This window comes from Paenibacillus athensensis, from assembly GCF_004514475.2.
Taxonomy (GTDB): Bacteria; Bacillota; Bacilli; order Paenibacillales; family NBRC-103111; genus Paenibacillus_AL; species Paenibacillus_AL athensensis.
Genome location: NZ_MYFO02000004.1, coordinates 372,366 through 398,413 on the forward strand (window position 1 = coordinate 372,366; position 26,048 = coordinate 398,413).

The window sequence follows — 26,048 nt, forward strand, 5'->3', positions numbered from 1 at the left end:
TTCGGGGAGGAGATCATCAATGGACTTTACGAAAGGAAAACGGCGTCAGTATGAACGTCTGATGAAAGAAAAGCCGGGTTTTGCGCGTAGTAGGCCATCCGAGGAGGAAGAAGCACTACTGCGCAAGCAGGCTCAGGAAGCCGAAGGCTGGCACAAGAAACGTGACCACAAAAAGAACCGGGAGGGATGACGATGGAGCAAGAGAAAAGAATGGCCGGTGACTACGAAGTCTATCAAGCGCTACCCATTGGCAGGGTGGAGGTTGTTTTAGGCATCGACATCACGAATACCGAAAAGCCCTATTTGGTTTGCTACTGCTCGCAGAATAATTTGTTTGGCATCGATCAGTATTACGGTGCAGAAGGATATGCGGATTACCTGGTCGCAATGCAGGAATTTACCAAGCTATTGCAATGGGAAATCGAGAAACTCCAGACCGAGCGCGCTACGATCACGGAGCCGATGCCTCCCATTCAACCCGACCAATGCCTGCCCATCAAAAGTGACGATGATCTCGGCGGCAGAATTGTTGTGACCCGTTTGGATTGGTTGCGGCCGGAATTTCGCACGGCAGACCATCAGTTGATTTGGGTAACGGGAGGCTTCGGTGCCTCCGGGAACTCACGTGGGCGGGCGGTCTATGCGGAAACCCTCTATTCCGGCGATGAATACCGCTATAACCGGGAAGACCTGATGGGGTTCCTGAAGCCGGAGCATACGCCCACATGGGCGGCCGAGAAGCTGGCACAACGACAAGCGGAGCAAGCCCCATCAAAGCCGCGTCCGCGAGGCGAAGCGCGTTAAGAGAAGCGCAAGGTATCTTCTATATAATGAAAGGAGATCGTGAACGATGTCATGGACGTATCGACACCGCAAGACGCTCATCATGGGAGCCATTGCGATCAGCGTGGCGCTTCTGGTAGCAGCGGCCTTGTATATGCTGATGCAGCACACCGACCAGCAGCAAAAGCAGCAACAGATGAAAGAGGAGTATGAGCGGCGGATTCAGCAATTGAAAAAGGAGGAGCAGCAAAACAGCCGAAATGTCTGGACGACTGCAAAAACGATACCGGCAGGCGTCTCGCTCAAAGCGGATGACCTCAAGGCTGTTCCGATGCCCGTCAGTTTGGTTCCGCCGGGCGTAATCACCGACCGGGAAAGCATCATCGGCAAAAACGCCAAGATCGAGCTTGCATCAGGAATGCCGCTACTTTCCTCTTTATTGTACGAAGGACAGCCCATTCCGAAGGATTTGCGCATACAGGAGTTTCAGGTCATTCAGCTTCCCTCTAATCTCAAGCCTAACCAATATATAGACGTTCGCATCGGCTTTCCAACCGGCGAGGACTTTGTTCTTTTATCTAAAAAGAAGGTACAGGAGCTGTCCGGTACGGTTGTGTGGCTGGAACTGAATGAGATGGACATCCTCCAAACGTCCAGCGCCATTATTGATGCGTACTTGCAGGGAGCGCGGCTGTATGCCCTCCCGTACATCGAGCCGGGCTTACAGGAAGCGGCTGTGGTCAACTATCCGGCCAATCAGAAGGTATTGAACCTGATGGCGGTCGATCCCAATCTGCTCGAAACCGCAAAAATCGAACTTGCCCGTGCGCTGCGACAAACGCTTGATGGCAATTTGAAGGCGGTCAGCGACTCGGAGAAGCTTCGCGTCACCAGCGGTAGTGTAACCGTGCAGCAGCAGTTGCAAAACGAACGGATGACGACTCGGCAGGGTACTGCCATGAGCGGAGCACAGCCAGTAGGAACACCGCAGTCTGGAGAATCAGCAGTTTCGACGAATGGTCCGCAGCTTAGCGTGAGTGATGCTGCTGGTGCTGCTGGTGCTGCAGCTACGCAATCTCCGAAAAATCAACAGACGCCACCTCCTGCCGTTTCGCCGTCGCTGCCATCGGGTACGCCTCCTGCAACCGAAGCGCCTCCGGCGAGCGAAGATAAGTGGGAAAACATCTTCAATCAATGAGGAGTGCGGATATGAAAAAAATTGTTTTTATCGGCGTAGCGGACAAGACGCATGCTTTGTTGGTGCTTGGCCGCTTGCTTGTGGCGTTGGGGAATAAAGTGCTGCTGGTGGATTCTACAGTCACGCAGTCGATTCGTGGTTATCTGCCGCATGCTTATGTGAGCAGCGCCATACAGGAATTTGAAGGTATGGATGTGGCCTACGGCTATCTCACTCCCGAACAGCTTGAACTAGGCTTGGCACAGGCAGGGACGACACCGGCATACGACATCATGCTGGTGGACACGGATCATACGGAATTTGTTTTCCACCACAACCTGTCCCAGTTTGACAAGCGAGTGTGGTGCTGGGACGGGAAACGGTTGTCGCTGGAGAAAAACGAGGAGCTGATGCTTCGACTGGGCTTGCAGGACGTGGAAGCGCCTGTCTCGTTTTTTGAGTTGCTCTCTCCATACGTACCGGGAAAGCTGGCAGCGTGGCGAGCCGAAAAGCGGTTGCGGCATATCCAGTTGGAGGATACGGTGTTTCGCTTCCCTTTGGACGAACGCGATGCAGCCGTCGATTTGAACAATCAACACCACGGCCGCATCGACCTTCGCGGGCTGACCGGGGCGTTTCGCGAGATGCTGCTGACGATGCTGGAGCAGCTTTGCGATTGCGACCGCAAGACAGCGCGACGAGCCTGGGCAATCGCCCGTAAACGGGTGCGGGTGTGGTAGAAAGGAGAACGTTTATGGGAGCTACCGTTGTATTTTGGAGTCCTGTATCCGGTCAGGCCGGGACAACGACCAATCTGCTCGCCGCGGCGACGTGCATGGGTTTGGAATATTCGGCGCGATTGCTGCTGCTCGGGCATTTGCTAAGCAGCTACGCCGCTGTCGAACGAGCCTATTATCGACCTGCCGCAAGAGAGGACATGCATACCCCGGACACGGGAATTGATGCGCTCTTGCGTCTGCTGAAAAACCGCAAGCTGGAGCCTGTCATGCTGCGTGACTATGCCCATCCGTTGCTGCGGGATCGCCTAGATATTTTGCACGGCTCCATCAAGCAAGAGGATATCTTTATCGAAACGGCAAAAGAATGGCTCACACCGCTGCTTGAGGTTGCCCGCCGCGCTTACGATGTAGTGCTGTTGGATGGGGGGAGCGGCAGCGGGTCGGCTTGGAACGAAATGCTGCGGCAGCAGGCCGACGTATGGGTCGTCTGCCTGCCGCAAAACCGTCTCCTTCTAGAGCGATTTTTTCAATCGGCAGAAGCAGCGATGCTGCAAGGCCGAAGAACGCTGCTCGTGTTCGGACAGTACGACCCTTATTCGACGCTCACTTCTAAAAATCTCATGCGTCAATTCCGTATAGGACCGTCCGTGTACCCTGTTTCACATAATACAGGCTGGATGGATGCGGCACAGCATGGCGAAGCGAATCCTTACTGGTTTCGCAACAGGAAGATAGCAAGCGGTCATGAGAACCACCTGTTCATGCAGCAGGTGCGACGATTGGCGCAGGCTGTGATCGACAGCGCAGGCGCAAGGCAGCCCCTTTTCGGCGGGAAGGAGGGCGACACGCCATGACGGCTATGCTCAATGCCTTCATCCTGATCGCGTTCTTGTTGCTTTCAATCTTCTTCCTTTATTTGCGCCTGAGTCGACGATTGCCGGAACGGACGGACGACACATCGGTATATACGCTGGAAGCGATGACCACTTTCGTAAAAGCAACGCTACACGAGTTAACCAGCAGCAACCTGGCCGACTTCGGTTTGTCGGAGGAAGAATACCGCCGCCGAAAAAGCAAACGGGCGGAGCTGAAAAAGGCGCTGCGGGGCTGCACCTCCGGTGATCTGCGGGACAAGGAATACGTCAAGGAGATCATTGCCGACCTGCTCGCGCAGCGCTATGAGTTGGACGATGCGCATTTGAACCTCCTGCTGCCTTTTCATCAGCCGGAGTCCCTCTCCGCGCAAGACCAGTTTGATATTCTGCTTTACACATATAAAAAGGAAGCCGGGCTTCATGCGCTCGACCGGCTCGTTCAAACCTATGAATGGGATCGGCAAAGACGAAACGAGGAGGGCCAGCTTGAAACGTACCGGATTACGGCGGAGGATATTCGTAGCGTCTTCGCCCATGAAGCGCCGTGTTTGACGACGGACGATAAGCTCCAACTTGTCGTCCAGCGGATTTATCAGCATTACAAAGGATTCAGCGTCGTGGACGAGCTGCGCGACATGCGTGTGGACGGCGTATCCGGGGGCGTATCTGGTCTGCCGCCGCTCATGTGGGAGGGCGAATGGTCGCTGGAGGAGGACGCACAACTTCAGTCGCTGCCCCGTTCGCATGACAGCGTATGGCTGTTTTACAAAGGGAAGTCCATCCACCTGAGCTTCTTGTCCTTCGGCTCCGAGCAGGAACTGCGACGCGTTTGCCAGATCATCTATAAGCACAATTTTCCCGGCCAGTTGTCCGAGGCGAACGGATTTAAGGTCAATGAAATGGCAGACGGCTCCCGCGTCGTCGTGCTGCGCCCCCGATTCAGTGAATCGTGGGCTTTTTTTGTGCGCAAATTCGACGTGAAAAGCGCGACGCTTGAGCAGTTGATTCAGGACGAAGGCGCGGAATTGCCGATTGGCCTCATTCGTTACTTGGTATCGGGTGCGCGGATCACAGCGATTACCGGCGCGCAGGGCAGCGGCAAAACAACGCTGCTTATGGCGATGGTTCGCCATATTCCAGAAGTGCTGCCGATCCGGGTACAGGAAATGAGCTTTGAGCTTCAATTGCGCAAAATTTATCCAGAACGCAACATCGTCAGCCTGCGCGAAACCGAGACGATTTCCGGTCAACAGGGGCTGGACATCCAGAAAAAGACGGACGGCTCTGTCAATATTTTGGGCGAGGTAGCGACCGATCCGGTCGCCGCTTGGATGGTTCAGATGGCACAGGTGGCGTCATTATTCACCTTGTTCACGCATCACGCAAAAACCTTCCGTGACCTTGTGCTGTCTCTCCGCAATTCCTTGTTGAAAACAAAGGTGTTTACGAACGAGCGTGTGGCGGAGCAGCAGGTCGTCAGCGTCGTCAACTTCGATATTCACCTCCGCCGCGACCTGGACGGACGGCGCTATATCGAGCGCATTACGGAATGCGTCCCAGTGCCGCAGGAGACGGCGTACCCGGAAGCCTTTCGAGGGAAAATGACAAAGGACGAACGGATGGCAGCCTTTATGGAAACGACGCTCGAATACTTTCGCCGCTCGACGGATCGCCCGCTGTACACCGCCCGAAATCTCGTCGAATACCAGGGCGGCCGTTACGTTGCCGTTCATCCCCTGTCCGAGCAAAGTCGCTGCGAGATTGCGGAATACTTGAGCGGCCCCGATCAGGCCGTCTTTGATGCGTTTCTGGCATCCCATTGGGGGGATGAGACATGATTCGGGAATGGCTCTCCCCTCTGCTCGGCATCGCAACCGTGCTCTTTCTTGCCGCTGTCGCGGCCTTCCTGTGGCTGTCCCGGCGTGATTCGGAGGTGGCGGCAGTCCGGCGCTACGAAGCGCTGCGTAAGCCGGGGCAAGCGCCTCGCAAGCAGGCGGTTTACAGCTTCATGCAGCAGCTATACAGCGTTTGCGAGCAGATGCCGGTTTTAAGGATGTACTTGCAGCACCTTCGCAGGCGATTGGTCATCCTGCGGCTCGGGGACGAATGGAAGCTTCGGCTTGAGGTGATGAAATCGGCGCTCTTGATGTGGCTTGTCCTGTTTTTGGCCGCGATTCCGCTTGTTTTGGCGGTGAGCGACCCTTACACGCTGGCGATGCTCGGCATTGGTCTTTGGGTCGGCCACGGCATCCTCTCGGATATGGGTGTTTATCGGCTCGAAATGCGGCTGCTGCGACAACTTCGCCTGTTTCTTGGGGATGTGAGACATCATTACCATCGTCACGGGATGGTGGATGAAGCCGTCTATGAATCGGCTGACAGCGCGCCGTATGAAATGGCGCTGCACGGGCAAGAACTGTTCGACATGCTGACGGACAGCGACGCCGAAGATAAACTGGCGCAATATGTGGAGCATGCCCCGAATCGCTATTTGCAGGGATTTGCGGGATTGTCGTATCTCATCAAAGAGCATGGCGATCAGCAAACGGAAAGCGGTTCGGTCTACCTCAAGGGACTGGAAAAGCTGTCCATCGAACTGAATCTGGAATTGCTGCGTCGCGAGCGTCTCAGCTTCTTATTACAGGGGCTGACCGTTATCGCGCTGCTGCCGCTGCTGTTTACCCGTCCGATTGAAGCCTGGGCCAGCCACTTTTTTCCGGCAATGGACACGTTCTACGCCAGCGCTTTCGGTTGGGCCGTCAAACTCTGTCTGCTTGTCGTCGTGTGGCTATGCTACGTGCTGCTGCGCAACCTGTCGGAGCTGGATGCGACCGCAAGGCCCACCAGCCGAAAAAGATGGGAGCAACGGGTCTATGGCTGGCCGTGGATGCGTTGGCTGGCCCACCGGCTGGGGCCGGTTCCCGGCTCGCGAGAAGCGGAACGGATAACCCGGCTGCTCAAGGATACAGCCTCTCCCTTACGTCTCGAATGGTTTTACGTGCAACGGATCGTGGCCGGGTTCGCAGCCTTTTTGACGGTGCTGGGCTTGTTCGTGTCCTTGCATGCAGCGGAGCGGCATCAGGTGCTGTATGCACCGGTGAAGCCGGGAACACTTTTCGGGCAGTTGTCCCCGGAGGAGGAAACGAAGGCGCGGGAAGCCGCCGCGCTGGATCGCAGGATGCTCGATCAATTAAAGGAGGTGAGGCCGCGAAGCGAAAATAGCGTCATCAGCCTGCTGCGCAAGGACCCGGCTGCACAGGTCAAAGAGGATCAGCTTCGAGAGGCTGCGCGGCGCATCCTGGGCAAGCTGGAGAAGCTGAATAGGCCTTTTCTGGCGTGGTGGGAAGCGTTTTTGGCTTTCGCCGCAGGATGGGGCGGGTACACGCTGCCAGTTGGTATTCGGCTGTTCCAGCGGCGTATGCGGCAGTTGGAGATGAAACACGAGGTGGATCAGTTGCAGGCCGTGATTGCCATGCTCGCCGGGATGGAACGGATGTCGGTTGAACAGCTTCTGCTATGGATGGAGCAGTTCGCGCAGGTCTTCAAGGAGCCACTGCAAGCCTGCCTTCTTCATTTTGAACAGGGTGAGGAGCAGGCGCTCGCGCAGCTCAAAGAAGATGCACCGTTTCTGCCTTTTGTTCGGATCGTGGAAAAGCTGGGAATGGCTTCGCAGCATTTGACGATCCGGCAGGCATTCGACGATCTCGAAGCAGAGCAGGGGTTTGCGCGGGAGCAGCGCAAGCAGGAGTATGAACAGTTAATTGAACAAAAGGCAGGCTGGGGCCGCTGGATCGGGTTTGCCCCCTTGATGGCGCTGATATTCGGGTATTTGGTCATTCCGCTTGTCGTCGTCAGCCTGCATCAGATGACCGTGTACTACGATCAGCTTCAACGCATCCAGTAACCCATACAGACGCTTTCCTTCATCAGCGGGAAGGCGTTTTTTTTATCCCCCCAATCAAAGGAGAGAATTGTACATGTCCAATGCGCAGAAGGCACTTGTCATGGCAGCAGGAATCTTCCTTGCCATCGCACTCATTACACTGGCTGTCGTGCTGTTTATTTCCGCCCAGGATTCGACCAAGGCGGCTCAAAGCAATTTCAGCAATATCCAGACGGAGCTTTCACAAACGGCGTTTACGGTGTATGACAATACGACGCTTTCGGGCAGTCAGGTTGTCAACGCGCTTCGCAAGTTCCGCGATCAGGACCAATTTGGCATCCAGATCGTTACCGGCAAAAACCCGACCGGTCAGTGGTACGGCAAGGTTGTCAATACCGGTGTGCCTCTGGATAGCATCACCTACGGTGCAATCGTCGGAGCCGCACCCGGCCAGATTAGCCAGACCGTAGACGAAGCGGACATCAACTACGTTAATCCAAGCGGCAAGTTCCGCAGCACGCTGGTGCTGGACAGCAGCAATGTCATTCGCGGCATCGTCTTCCGGCAGCAATAAGGTCGAATGAGGTTACGAAAGCGTCCGGCCCAGGTTGGACGCTTTCGTCATGAAGGAGGTGTAACGCATGAACTATGCGCCAAGAACGATGCTGGAGATGAGCGCAGCATTGCTCGTTTTCCTCATGGCCGCAGGGAGCGGTCTGATTTTGTTTCAGACCGGTGCCTCACTCAATTCGCTCGCCTATGTAACCGGCCAATCGCAGGATCGTAACTTGCAGCAAATCGCTGTACCGCTCTCGGGCGACGGTTCGGTATCCGGTGCGGAAGTGCTGCAAGCTATCGCTCGCCTAGATGATGGAGATGCGGAAATGGTGGTAGACGGCGTTCGGTTCGCGCCGCCGCTGGAACGAGAGCAGCTTTCGTCCGCAGGCATACGTCTGAAGGGGCGATATCAGCCCGCCTATGAACGGGACGCTTCCGGTCACTTGCAGCGCCTGACACTAAGGAGCCTGCCATGAACAGTTTGATCAAAATTTTCGCCGTATTGATCGCTATTCTGCTGCTCTATCTCTACCCGCTCTCTGCCGCCTTTGACCAGCAGGACGATATTTCGGAGCTGGTTGCCTTGCGCGCGACGACAGCCTTCGTCGATGCGGTTCGGGACAAAGGCGGCATCACGCCAACGATGTACAACGATTTCATGACCGCACTTGCGGCGACCGGCAATAGCTTTGACGTTCAGATGGAGCATGACAGCAAGAAGTATGTACCGGTTTACGACGATCCGATACGGCCCGAAACCTTTAAGGGCAACTACGAGGTACAGTACGATGCGTTTTTCAATGCGGAGATCCTGACGGTGCTGTTTCCCGACAATCGGGAAGCAAAGGATGACCCAAGCCGTCGTTATCGGATGCGCGCGGGTGACAGCTTCTCGGTGATTGTGCGCAATACGAACCGAACGGCAGGCACGCTGCTCTTCGATTTTCTGAATAATACCATCAGCCCAAATGAAAAAATCGTGATTCCGTATGGCGGGGTGGTGCGCAATGAAATGGATTGAATGGGCAATCGTCGGCGCGCTGTTGTTTCTCCCCTTCGCGATAGTCAACCGGAATGAGACGGATACCCTGCGACGGACGGTGCTGACGGAGATGAGATACGACGCTGCGCTGGATGCGGCGGTGGACGACGCCGCGAGGTTGCTCGTCGTTAACGCAAGCCAGCAGCAGGAAGCGCAATATGCCTCGGCCAAACATGTCGCACTGAACAAGGAAGAAGCACTGGCGGCGTTCTACCGGACGCTGGACGCGGGCTTCGGCGCTACTGATGATCCGGTGTCGCAAGATGTCCTGCATCGCTACATTCCGGCTATCGTGATCGTCGGGTACGACGGCTTTTACGTCTATTCCGAGCAAGAATGGACGGGGACAGACGGAAAAACCGTCATGAAACCGGCTTGGGGAACGAAGAAGCCTTATGTGTATTCCGATTCGGCGGGTAACAGCCTTTCCTTTACGCTCGACCAGCAGGTACTCGCTTACGATGCGGCCAGTCGAAGCTGTCATGAGGGCTTGCGGCAGGACATCCGGCAGCAAACGACGATTCCGCTTTTGCAGGATGCTGCGCTCTTCGAGCAGGTACGACGAAGCACGATTGTCCGGGCGATCCAGGACGAGTTGGCCTACCAGATCAATCGATATAACGAAACGGTTTCTCGAAATGGCCTGTCCTACACGTTCACCCTGCCTCTGATCTCCGATGAGGACTGGCACAATACGGTGGATGACGTGGGCGTTTTGGCTTTTGTACAAGGTATCCCGATGGGAGCAAAGGTGTACAACAACTATGCGCTTGGCGGGAGCCGCATCGTGAAACGTCCAACGATCATCGGGGCCAGGAGAGGCAGTATGAAGGTGTACTACCGCAGTTCCTGCGGTTACACCTATCCGGCCGAAGAAACGTTTGCCAGCGAGCAAGCAGCCGCGCGCAAGGGATATATGCCCCTGACTTGCCTCGGCTCGGCCTTCTAGCAGGAACGTATGCCTTTTCGCTCATGTAAGCGATGGCAAGCGGAACAGAAGCAAAGGAGTTCATCAATCATGTGGATTCGACTGTTGCTAGCGGCAATCGTTTTTTGGATAGCCGCCGGATTTACCAACCCTATGGACGGCCAGCAATTGGTCATCAGTGGGGATTCCGACCGGATCAATCCGGAGTTAGGCGCTTATGTCGAGGATATAGTACCCGGCGATAAGCGAGAGTACAAGGTTCACGTCACGAATCCCACAGATGAGGAAATAACAGCACTGCTCTATGCGGCCGATGCCATGCCTGCACTGGGCGGCGGTAAGGATTTTACTTTACCGAGCGATCCCGATACCGGTTCGGCTGCATGGTACAGGGCGCCGGATCGCAGCATATCCCTCAAGGCTGGCGAGACGCAAACCTTTTCAATGGAAATGCAGATACCTGAAAGTGTGGAGCCGGGCCAGTACGTGTCCGTCATCGGCGTCTACGATCAAAGTATGAGGGAATCGGCGGCGCGTAAAATCGGGTTGCAGGTCGTCCTCAACTACAAGTTGGACGAAGCGAAGCCTCCTGAGGCTTTCCCGCACGCAGCTGTATACTCGCTGGAGAACGGAAAAGCGAGCCTGACGATTTTGCTGGTCAATGAAGGCGAAAGCTTGTCCGAACCGGAGATCGAGGTGCGGCTCAAACGGCAGGATGATGCCAGCGAGCTTTTGTTTAAAAGGAAATCAACGGTTGATTCCATTTATGCAGGCACGGTCGCACAGTACATGGCGGACCTAAACAGGCCGCTTTCTCCCGGTTCTTACATGGCGGAAGTAAAGACAACGCTGGGTGACCGCACAGAACAGAAGGATTTCCCTTTTGAAGTAACGGACGGTCGGACTATGCCTTCAGGAACCGTGATTCAAGCTACTGAGGACATTTCTCCGCATCATGAAGGTTCATTTGGATTGCGCCCATCCTTCGTCTACGGGGGCTTGCTGCTGATTCTTGTCATCGTCGTTGTTGTTATAAGAAGAAGGGCTTCGCGCACGGAGTAACGAGCGGCTCCTGGTTCCTGCAGAGGACAGACTGCCGGACAGTGGACAGGCAACAGAATCGGCACTATGATGTAGGAAACAGCAAGTTTTTCCAGTTCCGCACATTTTCTTTAGGGAGTGAGGCATTTGAAAAGAAGGTTAGTATCCCTCCTCATTGTGACACTTTTCGGAAGTATATTCAGTTTGACGGCAAGCGCAGCCAGTAAACCGCCAACCTTTGTCAGCGTCGTCATGGACGGCAAAAAAATCTGGTTTCCCGACGCGCAGGCGTTTATTGATGAGAACGGGCGAACGCTCGTCCCGGTACGTTTTGTCGCCGAATCGCTCGGAGCGAAAGTCGGCTGGGAATCGAAAACACAGACGGTTCCGATTACGAGAGACGATCAATCTATCGTTCTGACGATTGACCAAAATGTTGTGCAGGTAGATGGCAAAGCGGTCACTTTGGATACGAAAGCCATCCTGAGCGGCGGTCGAACGTTTGTGCCGCTCCGTTTCGTCAGCGAGGTGTTGGGTGCGAAGGTGGATTGGGACAATCCGACAGACACCGTGTTCATCAAGACCAGCGAAGATAGCGCGGGGCAGATCGACCAATGGGGGCGCTTGATTCGCACGACCGACTTACCGAAGAATGCGAGCGATTATCCATACATTCTTGCGGACGTTCCGAACGAAATGTACGAGATGGGCTATCCATTTTCGCATCCAACAGACACCAAAGTTTCATCCGTCCTCTACTCGACGAAGCCGGAATTCAACAAGAAGAACGTGGATATTTGGATGGGAAGACTGAAAGCATTCGGTGCGCTTTGGCTGAATGTAAATTACAACACGATTGATGACGCTTGGGCGCAGGCGGTTTTTGCTACCAAAATGCAAAACTCTGATGCCGAACTGAAACATATTCGCCGCTACGCAGAATGGGTCAAAGAGAACCAAATCCAGATGGAAGGCTATCTTGATCCCGAGCCATCCATGATTTATAAAGATGGGTTTGGCAACAACTTTGTGCGATCCAAGTTCAGGATTAAATTCGTCTCGTACAAGGCAAGCAATGACTTGCTTTACGATGAGTGGTTCCCGAATAAACAAACGTTTGAGAAAGGTGTTTGGTACGAAGGCTACGCCGATATTTCTCTATCCACTAATGTAGGCGGCGATTGGGGAAGTACGTTGAAGGTCGATCCGAATGCAAGTTTGTTCCGCAATCATATCATTAGAAAGGCGGACTCGAACTAGATGCGCAAACTTAAATTCATACGAATCACGTTGAGCATGCTGCTGGCATGCTCTTTTTTATTGTCGTGCTTTCCGTTTCTTACGAATGCCGCGACACCGGCTGTCCGGGTAGATGAGGGTAAGATCAAATTTGAAATCACTAGCACAGCAGCAACCTCGTCCATCCGCTACAGAACGGTAGGTTGGACGGTGCGTCGTGACCAACTCTGCACGAATACATCATCCAAACAGTGTAGTGATCCGCGTAACGGCAGTCACGCATCCTTTGTCAATCAGCAGGTTCGTCAAGTCGCGCAAAATCCGAACCCCCCAATTCCCGGAGAGCCGGTCACGACCTACTACGAAGTCAGTGAAGATTTAGTAACGGACGGCATGTGGCAAGCAGGCATGGGAGACATCAAGGACAACGACGACCTGTACTTGTACGCAATTATGGTATCCGTCGATGGCAATGGAAACGTGCGCAAAGGCCCATTTTACACGTTAGAAGGAATCAAGAACGCTGAGCCTTGGGCGCACCCGGATGATCTCGATGATTACTTCGGGATTCACGTCCCCTATCGTAGCGCGAATTTTCCTGTCGATGTCGTTGCGAAAACCGTGGGAGGAACGATCCTCAAGCAGCCTGAGGTCACGTTCCATAAGGGCGACTACAAAGTCGGCGAGACGATCAACCACGAGTTTCCTGCGACGATTGAGGATAACGGGAAAACGTACAGTATTGTCCGCTCCTATCTATCGCCGAAGAAGGACCTAACGCAGAAAAGCTGGTTGCAGGAAAATCCGGATACGAATCCGAAGGTGCGAACGCGAAGCTTCACGGTGGCGCTTGGTGGAACGGACGCTATTGCCGAATACGCTGAAAATAACCCGGTAAAGGCGATCTATCAAAAGGAAGATGGTACGAAACTCAAGGAAGTCGACAAAGGCGTCTACGAGACTGGAGAGGAAGTGAACTATACGTTTGATCCGCAGCTCACATCTGGCGGCCAGACCTATGAAATTGTTCGCACTTATATCACAAACAACAAGAAGCCGGATGAGAAGCTATTCATACAAGAAAAAGGCGACGTGAAGCTGCTCGAACGCTCCATCTTGGTTGGCTCTGGTGGCTCCAACTTCGTCGGCATCTATAAAATTCCTTCCCCGATTACCGTGACCTCTCGTATTGACGCGCCAGATCACGTCGATGCTTCCGTCACCTCTGTGGATGGAAATTTTGAATTTGAAGCGAAGTCACCCGTGCCGCTCAAAACGTATGAGATCACAAAAATAGAGAACGCAACATTCGTTACGCCTAGCGATAAGTCCGGCTCACTCAGCGGGCTGACGGCAAGTAAATCGCTGCCGATCAAAATTCCATTCACATCCGGCTCCAGTATTACCGTCAAAATCACGGTCGTCGTAAAAGATGCTAATGGTAACAGCGGAGATTCCACCTCGGATCACACCGTACGCAAAGGCGACAATGACGGCGGCGATACTTCGTTACCTGGCACGAGCCAGCAAGTCGAGGCGATGGATGCCACGGCATCGGCGATCATAAAGGCGGATTCTCGCGGCGCAGAACGCTTTGACGTTTTGAAGGGAATACCGACCTCAGAAAGCCTTTATGTTAACGCGAGCGCCAAAGCGTATTTGTATCGCAACACGTTCACAGAAGTGAAAGGCTCGAAATCGTATCCGATTACAGTCAGCCGCACCTATACGCTGAGCTGGACGGAATATGTTCCCGGCCCGCCGGATAGCGAAGGTCATTCGACCACGGTTCCGGTATCCCGATCCGACACGCAAACGGTCACCCAAAGCTACAGTGTGGAACGAAAGTACAGCTATTGGCTGGCAGACCGTTTGGAAGTGTACGGCTTACAGAAGGCGACAGTCGCCAACTATGCCCTGCCCTCCGGTTCGGTGACGCTGCAAGCAAACGGGTATTCCGCACCGTCTGTTTCCGCCACCCATAATGCAGCGGTCTCGTCTCATATTACGGACCCGGTGTATCGCAACGTTGTGCTTTCCGGTCAAACGGTTTACGGCGGCTCCAGTAGACCTTCGGTTCCAAGCGAGAACTGGAAGTCAGAGGCCGAAAATGCGGTCGGGAAAATCAAGGTCAAGAACGACACGGTTGTCTTTAATGGACAAACGATCATGGACAATCGGACGGTGGAGGAAACGGCTCCTGCTCCGGGGGCGATTCCTGCATCTCCCATGATCGGTCAGGATGTTTTATATGGTTCGGGATTTATCATCGATGCGACTAAAACGAACAAGGGGAGCCAGCCAAGCACGGGGACGATTTATTATACGCTGGTCAAGGGCATCGGAGGCGGGTCGAACCAAAGCTTCCCGATCAGCGGTATCAATCCGGTGACGGTGCATACCCCCGTCGTCAATCTGGCATCTGTAGCCGACGATCAGGCGCACAATCAGAAAACGGTGCCGACAGCCGATCATTCGGCGCTTATTCTGGATCGCCCCTTTACCGTGACGATTCCTACCAGCGGGCCGCACCGGGACATTACCGGCTACGGCAATCGGGACTATGCCAAATATGTGCGAGACAAGCAGGTAAGGTTCCCATTCGATGTATACAAGGCTGACCACGCAACGTTGATTCCGAAGGACACCTGGACTTCGATTCCTGTCGGCCAGCTTACAACCACTTATTACATGCCCGTTTGGGTAGATGAGGGAAATTATGATGTACTGTTTCGCACGTTTGCCGAAAACAGTCCGGCTTCATTCACATCACAAAGTAATGCCAATTTGGACTTAACTCATCATGTGGCGACGCAAGTTGTGGCGGTTGAGGTTATTGGCCGTCTGTTCGACTTCCGAATTACCGATATTGCCGACTACCAGTGGGAAAAGGTGTTCAGAACGGCGGCAGGCAGTGCGACGCCGACCGGAAATAGCTATTGGGTTGGCACAAAAGGGATCGACGGCGCGGCGCGCGGCAATACGGCCCCTTACGTGCTGCCGATTCGGCCCGGCAGTCACCCGGAGAGCGGAAAGAAAAATGTTGTCGTAAAAACAGGCTATCACTTCAAATTTGAGGTCAAAACGCTCGGCAACATGTTCAGCGCGGGCGATGGCGTGAAGATTACGCCGACTTTTTACTTCGTTGACAAGCAGGGCAAAAACCGGCAACAGGTGGACTTGTACTATCATTCGGGAAACAAGCGGTTTATTCGGATCGGCTCCACAGAAGATACCGAGCAGCGGTTGGTGACGCTCGACACCCGCCTCCGCAATGTGTCGCAGCAGGAGCTGACCAACACGGCCAGTTCACTGTGGAAGCTGAATGGTTCCTCTGGCACTCAGACGTCGTATGTACAGCAGGTTTTGAAGGACGCGGCGCAAAAGCGGATTTACGTCGGTGGTTACGACGGCATGCTGCTTCCTTCGCAGCTTCGGACGTTTATCGGCAGCATGCAGGTGCCGTCTGGCATTGATACTGCGCGGGCCAATGCCTCGGTGCAGCGCTGGTTTGGCGAGTATAGCCTTCCGGCTGCTCCTTATGCAGTGCCAGTGGGCATGAATCTGGCCGAGTACGGACGTACCCACCGGCTGGACGACAATGCGCCGATCTTCCTGCGTGACGGCTATATTGTAGTCAATTTTAACATCGAAACCATTCGCAATAAGGACATCGCTCACCCGCATTTGCAGTATAAAAATGCGCCGCTGGACAACCAGTGGCAGATGGAAGGTTTTCAACGCAGTTTTGTCGATCCTTACGGGGGGATGTTCTCTTTGCTAGACGGGGACGTTGTGTTTTATCACGCCGACTTGTCCAGCTACGACGATTTTGGTACGGGCGGCACCCATTAAAAACAGCATACCGTTTGGGAGGAAAAGAGCATGATTGAGAAGCTGAAGCTTGCCACATCTGAGGATGAGGCTTATTTTTATTCCGCCTCCATCGAGAAGGATACGGAGCGCGGTTGTATTGGGCATGTGCGCGGTGATTTCGGCAAAGATGGGGAGGCATTCTGGGCAACTTGGTTCGAACATATTTCTTCGTTGAAAACTCCTGATTTTCGGGAGGAGCTTGGAGCGGTCATTCAAGCGTTGACGGAACAGGGGCTGATTCAAAACCGCAGTGGCATGCACGATTTTTGTATAAAACATCCAGAGGCCCGTCTACCAAGCGCGCGGCATAGCGATGTCTATGGCTTTTGTTTGCAGACGGCAAAGCATCGTTACTATCTGCGATGCTTTCCGCGTGCCGGCGACTATAACTTCTATTTATATTGCTTCGCCCGGCCGGAGCGAATGAATGAATTGTCGTCGCCCCTCCATTCCCCTTCATCGGCACCACTAAAGCAGAAGTCTGAACTGGAACGATAGGAGGATGCACTTCTATGAATGATCTTGCCCGTTACCGGTTGCTGACCGGAGCATCTATTCCCCCTGCAGCGAAGCTGCTGTACAGCTATTTGTTGGATCGTGCAGGCGGGCGAAACGGCGCGGTACTGCTTTCGTCCAGGCGACTTGCGTCAGAGGTGGGTCTTTCCACTTCTGCTGTGCGTCGCAACCTGCATCGGCTTCAGCAAAATGGACTTATTCGGCTCACGCCAAGATATTCCGAGGAAGGCATTCGTCTGACGAACCAAATTACCTTCGTATAAGGAGGTGCGACCGGTGACAGCAAAGTTACAGCGAATCGCCGAGCTTGCCGCGAGTACGGCCCACGCGGTTTCGGATCATCCCGAGCGCTGGGCCGATTTTTTACGGTCGGCAGCGTGGAACTATAAGTATCCGTTTCAAGATCAACTATTGATCTATGCACAACGACCGGATGCAACCGCCTGTGCATCCATCGATATTTGGAACAAGCGACTGGACCGCTGGGTAAAGCGCGGTGCAAAAGGCATCGCGCTGATTGAGGATCGGGGTAGTCATTTGGGGTTGCGTCATGTCTTCGATGTGTCAGACACGCAGAGTCGAAGCCGACAACCCGTCCCCCTGTGGCGCATGGAGGAGCCGGATACGGAGACCGTCATTGAAACGCTGGAAAATGCGTTTGGCAGTGAAACGGGACCGGGGATGGAACTGGTTGACACGCTGTTGTCCGCTGCCCGAAACGCGGTGGAGGATCATAGCGCCGATTACGTGCGGATGCTGCTGGCCGAACGCGATAACAGCCTGCTGGAAGAACTGGATGAGCCGCATGTGGAACTGTTGTTCAGGGAAGCCGCACAATACGCGGTCGCCTTTATGGCGCTGACACGCTGTGGTTTGGAACCCTCCCATTACATCAGCGTTGACGATCTGTCCGGCGTCGGCTATTTCAATACGCTCCCTGCGCTCTCTCATTTGGGCGCGGCGATCAGCGACGTAGCTGAAACCATGCTGCGTGAGATTGAATCCACCGTCCGGGCGATGCGCCGCGATGAGCAGCGAAAAAAAGAGCGTCAGGCCAGCCGTACCGTTGCAAGGCCAGAATCCTTGCCGCAAAATGAAGCTAAAGCACACGAAAGGATGATGAAACATGGAACTGACCTACACGCCGAACGGGGATTACCTCCTGCCCGACCTGACGATGGCCGTTCCGATGAGGTTCGGGAAATATGGGATGTTGCGCAAGACGTTTCTCAAGGACCAACGGAGGGGAACCTTCGCCCATCTGATGCTGTCGGAGCAGTTGAATCAGCATCTGGCGGACATCGACCGGACAGCGCGGGAGCAGATCGACCTGACGATGCAGGAACTGATCCGGCAGTATCCAGCACCGGACAAGGCGACCGACCCGATGGGCTGGACGGGTCACATGAACAGCCTGAAGCAACAGGCCGAGGAACTGATTCTCACGGAACTGATCTATCACTAAAATGGTATGACCGATCGACGGAAGACAGGAGTCTTCCGTTTTTTCATGACCAAGCAATCATCAATGACATGCTTTGCGTCGCGCCGCTTACGGAGAGCAAGGCGGCTATCGAAGCCTTTTTCGACGCACATGTGGAGAGCCGTGAACGAACGCTATATATACGCAGTCTGTTCCCTCCGGGAATTACGGAGTTAACGCTAGATGATGACATAAAGGCCGGATTTGAGCCGTACCGCAACGTACTGCATCTTTGGACGGGATCGACGGAGCAGCGGACGGCGCAGAGCTTTTACGATTGGTCGGTTATTGCCGGACATTTTTCCAGCATGATTCTCCTTAACGAGTTTGATCCTGCTCGTACATCGGTGCCTTCCATTCAGCAACAGACATTATGGATGAAGCAAGCGGAGGACGAAAAAGCCTTCGCTTTTTCACTTCCTCAAGCGGCCATCGACGCTGTTCTGCAAAGTGGAAGTGGTTTTGAGAACGGAAAGCTTCGCATCGCGCTATTTTTCCAACAGTCGTTATCGACGCAGGAGAACGCTGATTTTCTGAAACGGGAATATGGCACTGGCGGACGCCTCCCTGCCCTGATAGGCACCGATATTCATGAAAATCACGATAGTAAGGGGATTACGCTGACACGCGGTTCCATTATGAACCCGGATGTTCGGGTTGTGTTGCCGTGGATCAAGGTGCAAAAGCGCATTGGCGAACTGCTGGCAGCGGGCCGCTATCTGAACCGCCAGGAAGAAGAACGATTGCCTGCATATGCCGAGCAGCAGGAGGAGAAGCGCAGGCAGCGCGCGGCGGAAAAGACGGAACACAATCTGCCGCTATCGGAATTCCAGCAGCATGAAACACAGCAAACGCCCAATCGGGCTCGGGCGCATTATGCGTATGTCGAGGGCAGCAAAGTCTTTATCGGTGCGGACGAATACGAAATTGCACAACTGGAGCCGCGAAAGGTTGTGCTGCAGGACGTTCAATTTCCGTTATTCATGCAGGAAATGAATCGCCGGGATTTCGAACGCATGCTGCGCGAGAATCCACTGAACGATCATCTAATTTCCGGCCAGCAGGAATTGGATTCGGAGTATGCGGAATGGGATATGGAACCGGTGGTCGAACCGGAGCAAGCGGCACAAGTAGACGAGGACAGGATATCTCTCGGCACTCCTTCTCCTGCCACGCCCGAGAACCGACTTGAATCGACTACAGCCAGCAACTACCGGATCACGAATAACGATTTGGGACACGGCGGCGCGAAAACCAAGTACAAATGGAACGTGGAAGCGATCCGGCTGCTCGCGCGACTGGAGAAGGATAACCGTCAGGCGACAGCGGACGAACAGGCCGTGCTTGCTCGTTACGTTGGATGGGGCGGTATTCCACAGGCATTCGATGAGGGGAATCCGCAATGGGGAACGGAGTATACGGAACTGCGAGATTTACTGGACCCGGAGGAATATGAATCCGCCCGCGCCTCCACGTTGAATGCGCATTACACCTCTCCGACCGTCATCAAGGCGATGTACGAATGCCTGGAAAGAATGGGCTTTCGTAGCGGTAATATTTTGGAGCCGTCTTGCGGTATCGGCAATTTTTTCGGTCTATTGCCAGAGTCATTTAAGGATGCCCGGCTGTTTGGCGTGGAGTTGGACAGCATCACTGGGCGCATCGCGCGGCAGCTTTACCCGCAAGTTTCGATAGCCGTCAGCGGCTACGAGCAGACCAGCTTGCCAGACAGTTTTTTTGACCTTGCAGTTGGTAACGTCCCGTTCGGCGGTTATGGCGTAGCCGACAAGAAGTACGACAAGCACAAGTTTCTGATTCACGACTATTTTTTTGCAAAGACGCTGGATAAGATTCGTCCTGGCGGAATTATCGCCTTTGTTACTTCTAAAGGCACAATGGATAAGCAAAACCCATCTGTCCGCAAATACATCGCTGAACGGGCCGCACTGCTCGGTGCGGTGCGTCTGCCTAGTAATGCGTTTCTGGCGAATGCCGGAACGGAAGTGACCGCCGACATTTTGTTTTTGCAAAAACGAGATCGCATGGTGGCAGTAAGCGAGCAAACAGAGGAATGGCTTTCGCTCGGTGTTACGTCAGAAGATGTACCGATCAATTCCTACTTTGCGGCCCGTCCCGATATGGTGCTCGGCACGATGGCCTTTGACGACCGGATGTATGGCAACCAGCAGGAAACGACCTGCCGGCCCTACCCGGACGCTCCGCTGGACGAGCTGCTGCGCGAAGCACTGGCGAACATCCATGCGGAGTGGGTCGAATTGGAACGGGAGGAGCAGCCGGAGGAGGAGGAGGTCTCCTTGCCTGCCGACCCGTCCATTCGTAATTTCAGCTTTGCGCTGGTCGAAGGACGCATCTATTTTCGGGAAAACAGCCGAATGCGGCCTGTTGAAACTTCGACCACGGCGTTGGGCCGCATCAAGGGCATGATACAGCTTAGAGACACGGTTCGCGAGCTAATCGATTATCAGACCGAGGATTACAGCGACGAGATGATCCGGGAACAGCAGCGCAAGCTGAACACGCAATACGAACGGTTCACAGCACAATACGGTCTGATTAACAGCCGCGCCAACAGCCTTGCATTCTCCGATGACAGTTCATACTTCCTCCTTTGTTCTCTTGAAGTCGTGGATGAGGAAGGACGGTTGCTACGCAAGGCGGATATGTTCACGAAGCGTACCATTCGGCAACGCACCCACATTAAACAGGTGGATACGGCTTCGGAGGCGCTGGCGGTTTCTATCGGTACGAAAGCTCGCGTCGATCTGCCGTATATGGCAGAGTTGACAGGGCTCGCGCAGGAACAGCTTGTGCAGGAGCTTCGCGGAGTGATCTTCCCGAATCCTGAAAATCTGGACGAAGAAGGACAGCCGGTATACGAAACAGCAGATGCGTATCTATCTGGCAATGTCCGTGATAAGCTGCGCGTTGCCAAACAGTTCGCTGCTTATGAAGCCGAACGTTACAGCGAAAACGTCAATGCGCTGGAAAGTGTGCAACCAAAGGATTTGGATGCCTCGGAAATTGACGTGCGGCTGGGCGCAACTTGGCTGCCGCCGGAAGTCATTCGGGAATTCATTTTCGAACTGGTAGATACGCCGTACATGTACCAGTCTTACATCAACGTGATGTATTCCGGCTACACAGCAGCTTGGAACGTCAAAGGCAAAAGCGATGATCGCAGTAACAATATTAAGGCAAATGTCACCTATGGCACGAATCGCATCAATGCGTACAAAATTCTCGAAGACACGCTGAATCTGCGGGATGTGCGGATTTTCGATACGGTTGAGGAAAATGGCGTGGAAAAGCGCGTGCTGAACAAGCAGGAAACGGCTATCGCACAGCAAAAGCAGGAAGCCATGAAGGAAGCGTTTCGGGACTGGATATGGCAAGATCCGCAGCGCCGGGAGCGGCTCACTCGACTGTACAATGATCGGTTTAATTCCATCCGTCCACGCGAATATGATGGAAGTCATATCCGCTTCACCGGGATGAACCCGGAAATCCAGTTGAGACAGCATCAGGTCAATGCGGTTGCCCGAACGCTCTACGGCGGCAATTCCTTGTTCGCCCATTGCGTTGGTGCAGGCAAGACCTTTGCGATGACTGCCGCGGCGATGGAAAGCAAGCATTTGGGACTGTGCAACAAGAGCATGCTGGTCGTACCCAATCATCTGACCGAGCAGTGGGCGGCGGAATTTTTGATGCTCTATCCGTCCGCGAACGTACTTGTCGCCACCAAGAAGGATTTTGAAACGAAGAACCGGAAGACGTTCTGCGCACGGATTGCCACCGGCGATTACGACGCGATTATTATCGGCCACTCACAATTTGAAAAAATTCCGATCTCGGCGGAGCGCCAGCGGCAACAGCTTTACGAGCAAATATCCGAAATCACCAGCGGCATCCGCGAGCTAAAGGAAGCCAAGGGCGAGCGGTACGCCATCAAGCAGCTTGAGAGGACAAAGAAGACGCTGCAGGTCAAACTGGAGAAGCTGAACGACAAGAGCCGTAAGGATGATGTGGTTACCTTTGAGGAACTCGGCATCGATCGATTGTTCGTCGACGAAGCAGACTCGTACAAAAATCTATTCCTTTATACGAAAATGCGCAATGTCGCCGGGCTATCGCAAACCGAAGCGCAAAAGTCATCGGACATGTTTGCCAAGTGCCGCTATTTGGATGAATTGACCGAGGGACGGGGCATTATTTTTGCCACGGGTACGCCGATCTCCAACTCCATCACCGAGATGTACACGATGCAGCGCTACTTGCAATACGAGCGGCTCCACGGGCAAGGCTTGCAGCACTTTGATTCGTGGGCTTCAACATTTGGCGAAACAGTTACTGCCATCGAATTGGCACCGGAAGGTGGAAGCTTGCGCATGGAAGGAAACGGATATCCATGCGCAGGAGAAAAATTCCTATCATACAGGCTGAAAAGAAGATTGCCTATGGCGCAAGCGTGGCGATCTGTCTTGTTCAGCCTTTTTGTGTGCCTTTGTAGCTCTGAAATCGCGCTGTAGGCTGCGTTAAGCGCATGCAGCGTATTAGGAAGAAAGGAGCCACTACATGACCGAAAATCAAAATCCGGATGCCGTGCCGCCGCAACCCGATTTACCCGTCGCCGCGCGCAGGATATCCTGCAAAATTGGCTCAACGACCTACGATGTGACGATTCATTTCAGCAAGACCAGCAAGGAGAATATGAATGACAAGATACTGCGACTTGTCCGCAACGATCTGCAACGCCTCCAGACGGAGTAAACGGCACAATGGAGGCGGCTAACGAAAGCATGATAAAATGACACCAGCCACAAATGAGTTGACTGTCTGAAAGGAGCCATTATGCTTAGACAGTCAAATGAGAAAATCACCGCCCTGTACGAACGCCTTTCGCGGGATGATGAATTGCAGGGGGACAGCAACAGTATTGTCAATCAGAAGAAAATGCTTGAGGATTACGCGAAGAACAACGGTTTTAAAAATCTTGTTCATTTTACAGACGATGGCTATTCAGGAACGAACTTTGAAAGACCCGGCTGGAAGCAGCTCATGGCAGAAATGGAGCAGGGTAAGGTTGGCGCAATCATCGTCAAGGACATGTCGCGAGTCGGGCGGGATTATTTGCGTGTTGGCATGTATACGGAGGAATTTTTCAAAAACGGCATCCGTTTTATCGCGATAAATGACAACGTGGACAGCGAGAACGGAGATAACGATTTTACTCCCTTTCGCAACATCATGAATGAATGGACGGCACGAGACACCAGCCGTAAAATTCGGGCTGTTTTCCGAGCTAGAGCTATGGAGGGCAAGCGCATATCGCCATCAACGCCTTATGGCTATCTGCGCGATCCGCAGGACAAGCAAAAATGGATTGTGGACGCGGAAGCTGCGGAGGTTGTGCAGCGCATTTTCCGGCTTGTAATCGAAGGGTATGGCGTCTACCAAATCTCTGATATATTGACCGCTGACAAGGTGCTTATTCCTTCCGCTCATTGGGAACGCATCGGGGCAGATAATCAAAGGCACAAGCATTATCAAGATCCATACCGCTGGCGCGGCGGCGTGGTGGCAAAAATTCTTGAACGCATGGAATACATGGGCCATACCGTGGCCTTCAAGACCCATACCGTATCCTACAAAGACAAACGCTCCAAGGCGACAGCACCGGAAGAAAGGGTAATCTTTGAAAACACGCATGAACCCATCATAGACCCTGAAACGTGGCGCAACGCCCAGCGGCTGCGCCGAACGGTGCGTAAGCCTGATAAGCAAGGGAAGCCTAGCAGACTGACCGGGCTGCTGCACTGCGCCGATTGCGGCGCGAAAATGACGCATGACCGCTCCATGGACAAGCGGCCGGGCAGAAGTGCCAAGAATGAATACTTCTGTTCCAGCTACCGCACACAAACCCGTAGCTGTACAATGCACTTTATCCGCGTTCCCGTTGTTGAGACACTTATTCTGAATGCGCTGCGGGAGGTTAGCGCTTTTGCGCGGGCAAACAAGCAGGAATTTATTCGTCTGGTAACGGACAGCACTTCCATGCGGCAGGACAAAACGGCAAAGCAGCAGCGGAAGAAGCTGACCGCTTATCGGAAGCGCAATAATGAACTTGATACGATCATCCGCAAGCTTTATGAGGACAATTTGAGCGGGAAGCTGTCGGACAAGCGTTTCGAGAAGCTATCCGACGATTATGAGCGAGAGCAGGAAGAACTGGAGCAGACTATAGAGCGCATACAGAGTGAGATTGACAACATGGAGAAGCAGACGGTCAATGCAGATCGCTTCCTAGACTTGGTTGACCGCTACACCGATTTTGAGGAACTTACTACGCCTATGCTCAATGAATTTGTGGAAAAGGTAGTTGTTCACGAAAGGGATAAAGGCAGCCGCTACACGACCACGCAAAAGGTGGATATTTATTTTAACTTTGTGGGATTGATGGAGTTGCCGGGAGAGAAAAATAATGTCGTTCCTGATAGCAGTACCCTGCAAAAACCCGTTTCAAAAAAGGCAATGAAAACTTACGCGCCTTTTAAGCAATATCTGGAACGGCAGAATGCTTCTACGATTCGCCTGACCATTTCGGGTATAGAGAGAATCATTGGGAGCAAGTTAACGGCAACTGCATATAAGTACAGGGCGTACTGGTATCCTCAAAAAAACCGCCCGTTAGGCTGCTTAATCTTTAATGCCGGCTACGACATTGAAAAGCTGGATTTGGAACAGCAGATTATTCTGTTGAAAAGAACAGAGGAAATTGACGTAAAGCAGTTTATAAGCTGATTAAGATAGATAACGCACCGCTCACCGTAAAGGCAAAGGGTGCGTTTTTTCGTTCAAACTGAACTCTGTTTATATTTGTTTGCCTGTGTCGTTAAGTGTAAAAATCCCTTCAAATGTGGCATTGCAGGCTTTTGCGATTTGGTGCAAATCGTATTCGGAAAGGTTATCACGCCGCAACTTGGCAGCTACATTTTGATTAGTTGTTTTTGGCTCCAATCTATTAGCCAAATCGGCAATGGTCATACCTCTTGCCGCGAGCAACATTTTGACCTTGGTCGCCATGCCCATAAGATCACACTCCCTTTATGCAATGATATAAGATTTTGTTTCTCCGGGCAAAAGAGTATTTTCTAAAAACAATTCGCAGGTTGTTTTATATATTTGCTTATGTAAATACAAGGGTTTAGAATAAAAACGAATAAGTTTATTTGTTAAATATTTTTGTTTATTGAAAGGAGTTGAAAATTTTTTATTGATATTAGTAGGGCGTGTGGGATAAGAGTGGGACTAAGCTTTATCTTGATTTCGCTGGAACGGAGGATAGGAATGAGCCATATTTCTGAAATATTTGATAGGGCGCATATTCAATGTATCCGCGAATTTTTACTACGAGGTGTGAAAAATACCGACATTAATTCGATGGACTACAAGGAACGTCTTGCCGATGCACACAAAGCTGCTATTGAGCTTATTGAGGAAAAGTTTCCCGATATGACTGAATTTGAGGAAGTAACGACAAGGATATATGACTACGCCGGAGCCTGCGAAGATGTGTACATGGAAATCGGTTTGCAATGCGGTTTTATGTTGGCAATGCAGATGTTCCATAATGTGCAAACGAAATAGGAAGTCCTTGCATAGCGTGGAGACTGCCATACAGTGGCGGTCTTTTTTTATTTGAAGCGATACAAGCGCTGAAACAGCGAGTCGACACCGTTCCGACGCTTTTTATATAGACGGAAACCCTTCCCCAATAAAACACATGCATGCCTTATCTATAGGCGGTACTACAGGCTCGTAGAAGCGGTGGGGTATTAGGGGCGTCGCCCCTAACAAGCGAATTTGGATATCCAAATTCAGTGCTTGCT

21 protein-coding genes are annotated in these 26,048 nt (G+C 53.0%); 20 read left to right on the forward strand and 1 reads right to left on the reverse strand.

The genetic code is table 11. The features are described from left to right. Positions 1 to 19: 19 nt before the first annotated feature. From B5M42_RS09865 to B5M42_RS09955, 19 genes are all read left to right on the forward strand, one after another. Entirely contained in the window at positions 20 to 190 is a 171-nt protein-coding gene (locus tag B5M42_RS09865) for a hypothetical protein (RefSeq protein ID WP_167689827.1), read from the forward strand. Between the two features lie 2 nt (positions 191 to 192). Continuing rightward, positions 193 to 804, forward strand: a complete 612-nt coding sequence (locus B5M42_RS09870) for a hypothetical protein (protein ID WP_134752243.1) — start codon at positions 193 to 195, stop codon at positions 802 to 804. Positions 805 to 937: 133 nt separating this feature from the next. Beyond that, positions 938 to 1,981 carry an SAF domain-containing protein gene (locus tag B5M42_RS09875; protein ID WP_230632825.1) on the forward strand — a complete coding sequence of 348 codons (1,044 nt, stop codon included), beginning with the start codon at positions 938 to 940 and terminating at the stop codon, positions 1,979 to 1,981. 11 nt (positions 1,982 to 1,992) lie between these two features. Continuing rightward, the gene (locus B5M42_RS09880; protein WP_134752247.1) at positions 1,993 to 2,700 is read left to right on the forward strand and encodes a hypothetical protein; all 708 of its coding nucleotides are present in this window, start codon (positions 1,993 to 1,995) and stop codon (positions 2,698 to 2,700) included. A 14-nt stretch (positions 2,701 to 2,714) separates the two neighbouring features. After that, positions 2,715 to 3,554, forward strand: coding sequence for a hypothetical protein (locus tag B5M42_RS09885; protein ID WP_134752249.1), 840 nt, complete (start codon positions 2,715 to 2,717; stop codon positions 3,552 to 3,554). Next, on the forward strand, positions 3,551 to 5,413 hold the full coding sequence (locus B5M42_RS09890) for a Flp pilus assembly complex ATPase component TadA (protein WP_134752251.1): 1,863 nt from the start codon (positions 3,551 to 3,553) through the stop codon (positions 5,411 to 5,413). The genes B5M42_RS09885 and B5M42_RS09890 overlap by 4 nt, the downstream gene beginning before the upstream one ends. After that, positions 5,410 to 7,479, forward strand: a complete 2,070-nt coding sequence (locus B5M42_RS09895) for a hypothetical protein (RefSeq protein WP_134752253.1) — start codon at positions 5,410 to 5,412, stop codon at positions 7,477 to 7,479. Before B5M42_RS09890 ends, B5M42_RS09895 begins: the two co-directional genes overlap by 4 nt. A 73-nt stretch (positions 7,480 to 7,552) precedes the next feature. After that, positions 7,553 to 8,032 (forward strand): ABC transporter permease, encoded by a 480-nt coding sequence (locus B5M42_RS09900; protein WP_076119684.1) that lies wholly within the window; start codon positions 7,553 to 7,555, stop codon positions 8,030 to 8,032. Positions 8,033 to 8,099: 67 nt separating this feature from the next. Then, a complete protein-coding gene (locus tag B5M42_RS09905; protein WP_134752255.1) occupies positions 8,100 to 8,492 on the forward strand; it encodes a hypothetical protein in 393 nt (130 codons plus the stop codon). Then, complete coding sequence (locus B5M42_RS09910) at positions 8,489 to 9,037, forward strand: hypothetical protein (protein WP_134752257.1); 549 nt, start codon at positions 8,489 to 8,491, stop codon at positions 9,035 to 9,037. The genes B5M42_RS09905 and B5M42_RS09910 overlap by 4 nt, the downstream gene beginning before the upstream one ends. Continuing rightward, a complete protein-coding gene (locus B5M42_RS09915; RefSeq protein ID WP_134752259.1) occupies positions 9,024 to 10,007 on the forward strand; it encodes a hypothetical protein in 984 nt (327 codons plus the stop codon). Before B5M42_RS09910 ends, B5M42_RS09915 begins: the two co-directional genes overlap by 14 nt. Before the next feature lie 69 nt (positions 10,008 to 10,076). Further along, entirely contained in the window at positions 10,077 to 11,048 is a 972-nt protein-coding gene (locus B5M42_RS09920; RefSeq protein WP_167689829.1) for a hypothetical protein, read from the forward strand. Between the two features lie 126 nt (positions 11,049 to 11,174). Beyond that, the gene (locus tag B5M42_RS09925) at positions 11,175 to 12,287 is read left to right on the forward strand and encodes a copper amine oxidase N-terminal domain-containing protein (RefSeq protein ID WP_134752263.1); all 1,113 of its coding nucleotides are present in this window, start codon (positions 11,175 to 11,177) and stop codon (positions 12,285 to 12,287) included. Then, entirely contained in the window at positions 12,288 to 16,121 is a 3,834-nt protein-coding gene (locus tag B5M42_RS09930) for a DUF5704 domain-containing protein (protein ID WP_230632826.1), read from the forward strand. A 30-nt stretch (positions 16,122 to 16,151) separates the two neighbouring features. Beyond that, a complete protein-coding gene (locus B5M42_RS09935; RefSeq protein WP_134752265.1) occupies positions 16,152 to 16,640 on the forward strand; it encodes a hypothetical protein in 489 nt (162 codons plus the stop codon). Between the two features lie 14 nt (positions 16,641 to 16,654). Continuing rightward, positions 16,655 to 16,921, forward strand: coding sequence for a helix-turn-helix domain-containing protein (locus B5M42_RS09940; protein ID WP_084781212.1), 267 nt, complete (start codon positions 16,655 to 16,657; stop codon positions 16,919 to 16,921). A 13-nt stretch (positions 16,922 to 16,934) separates the two neighbouring features. Continuing rightward, positions 16,935 to 22,688, forward strand: a complete 5,754-nt coding sequence (locus B5M42_RS25850) for a DEAD/DEAH box helicase family protein (RefSeq protein ID WP_230632827.1) — start codon at positions 16,935 to 16,937, stop codon at positions 22,686 to 22,688. Positions 22,689 to 22,734: 46 nt separating this feature from the next. Continuing rightward, positions 22,735 to 22,929, forward strand: a complete 195-nt coding sequence (locus B5M42_RS09950) for a transposon-encoded TnpW family protein (protein WP_134752267.1) — start codon at positions 22,735 to 22,737, stop codon at positions 22,927 to 22,929. 81 nt (positions 22,930 to 23,010) lie between these two features. Next, positions 23,011 to 24,960 carry a DUF4368 domain-containing protein gene (locus tag B5M42_RS09955; protein WP_134752270.1) on the forward strand — a complete coding sequence of 650 codons (1,950 nt, stop codon included), beginning with the start codon at positions 23,011 to 23,013 and terminating at the stop codon, positions 24,958 to 24,960. A gap of 69 nt (positions 24,961 to 25,029) precedes the next feature. Here the strand turns inward: B5M42_RS09955 and B5M42_RS09960 are convergent, their stop codons facing one another. Continuing rightward, positions 25,030 to 25,248 (reverse strand): helix-turn-helix domain-containing protein, encoded by a 219-nt coding sequence (locus B5M42_RS09960; RefSeq protein WP_134752272.1) that lies wholly within the window; start codon positions 25,246 to 25,248, stop codon positions 25,030 to 25,032. A gap of 258 nt (positions 25,249 to 25,506) precedes the next feature. Between B5M42_RS09960 and B5M42_RS09965 the strand changes: the two genes are divergently transcribed. Then, positions 25,507 to 25,806, forward strand: coding sequence for a hypothetical protein (locus B5M42_RS09965; RefSeq protein ID WP_134752274.1), 300 nt, complete (start codon positions 25,507 to 25,509; stop codon positions 25,804 to 25,806). Positions 25,807 to 26,048 lie beyond the last annotated feature (242 nt).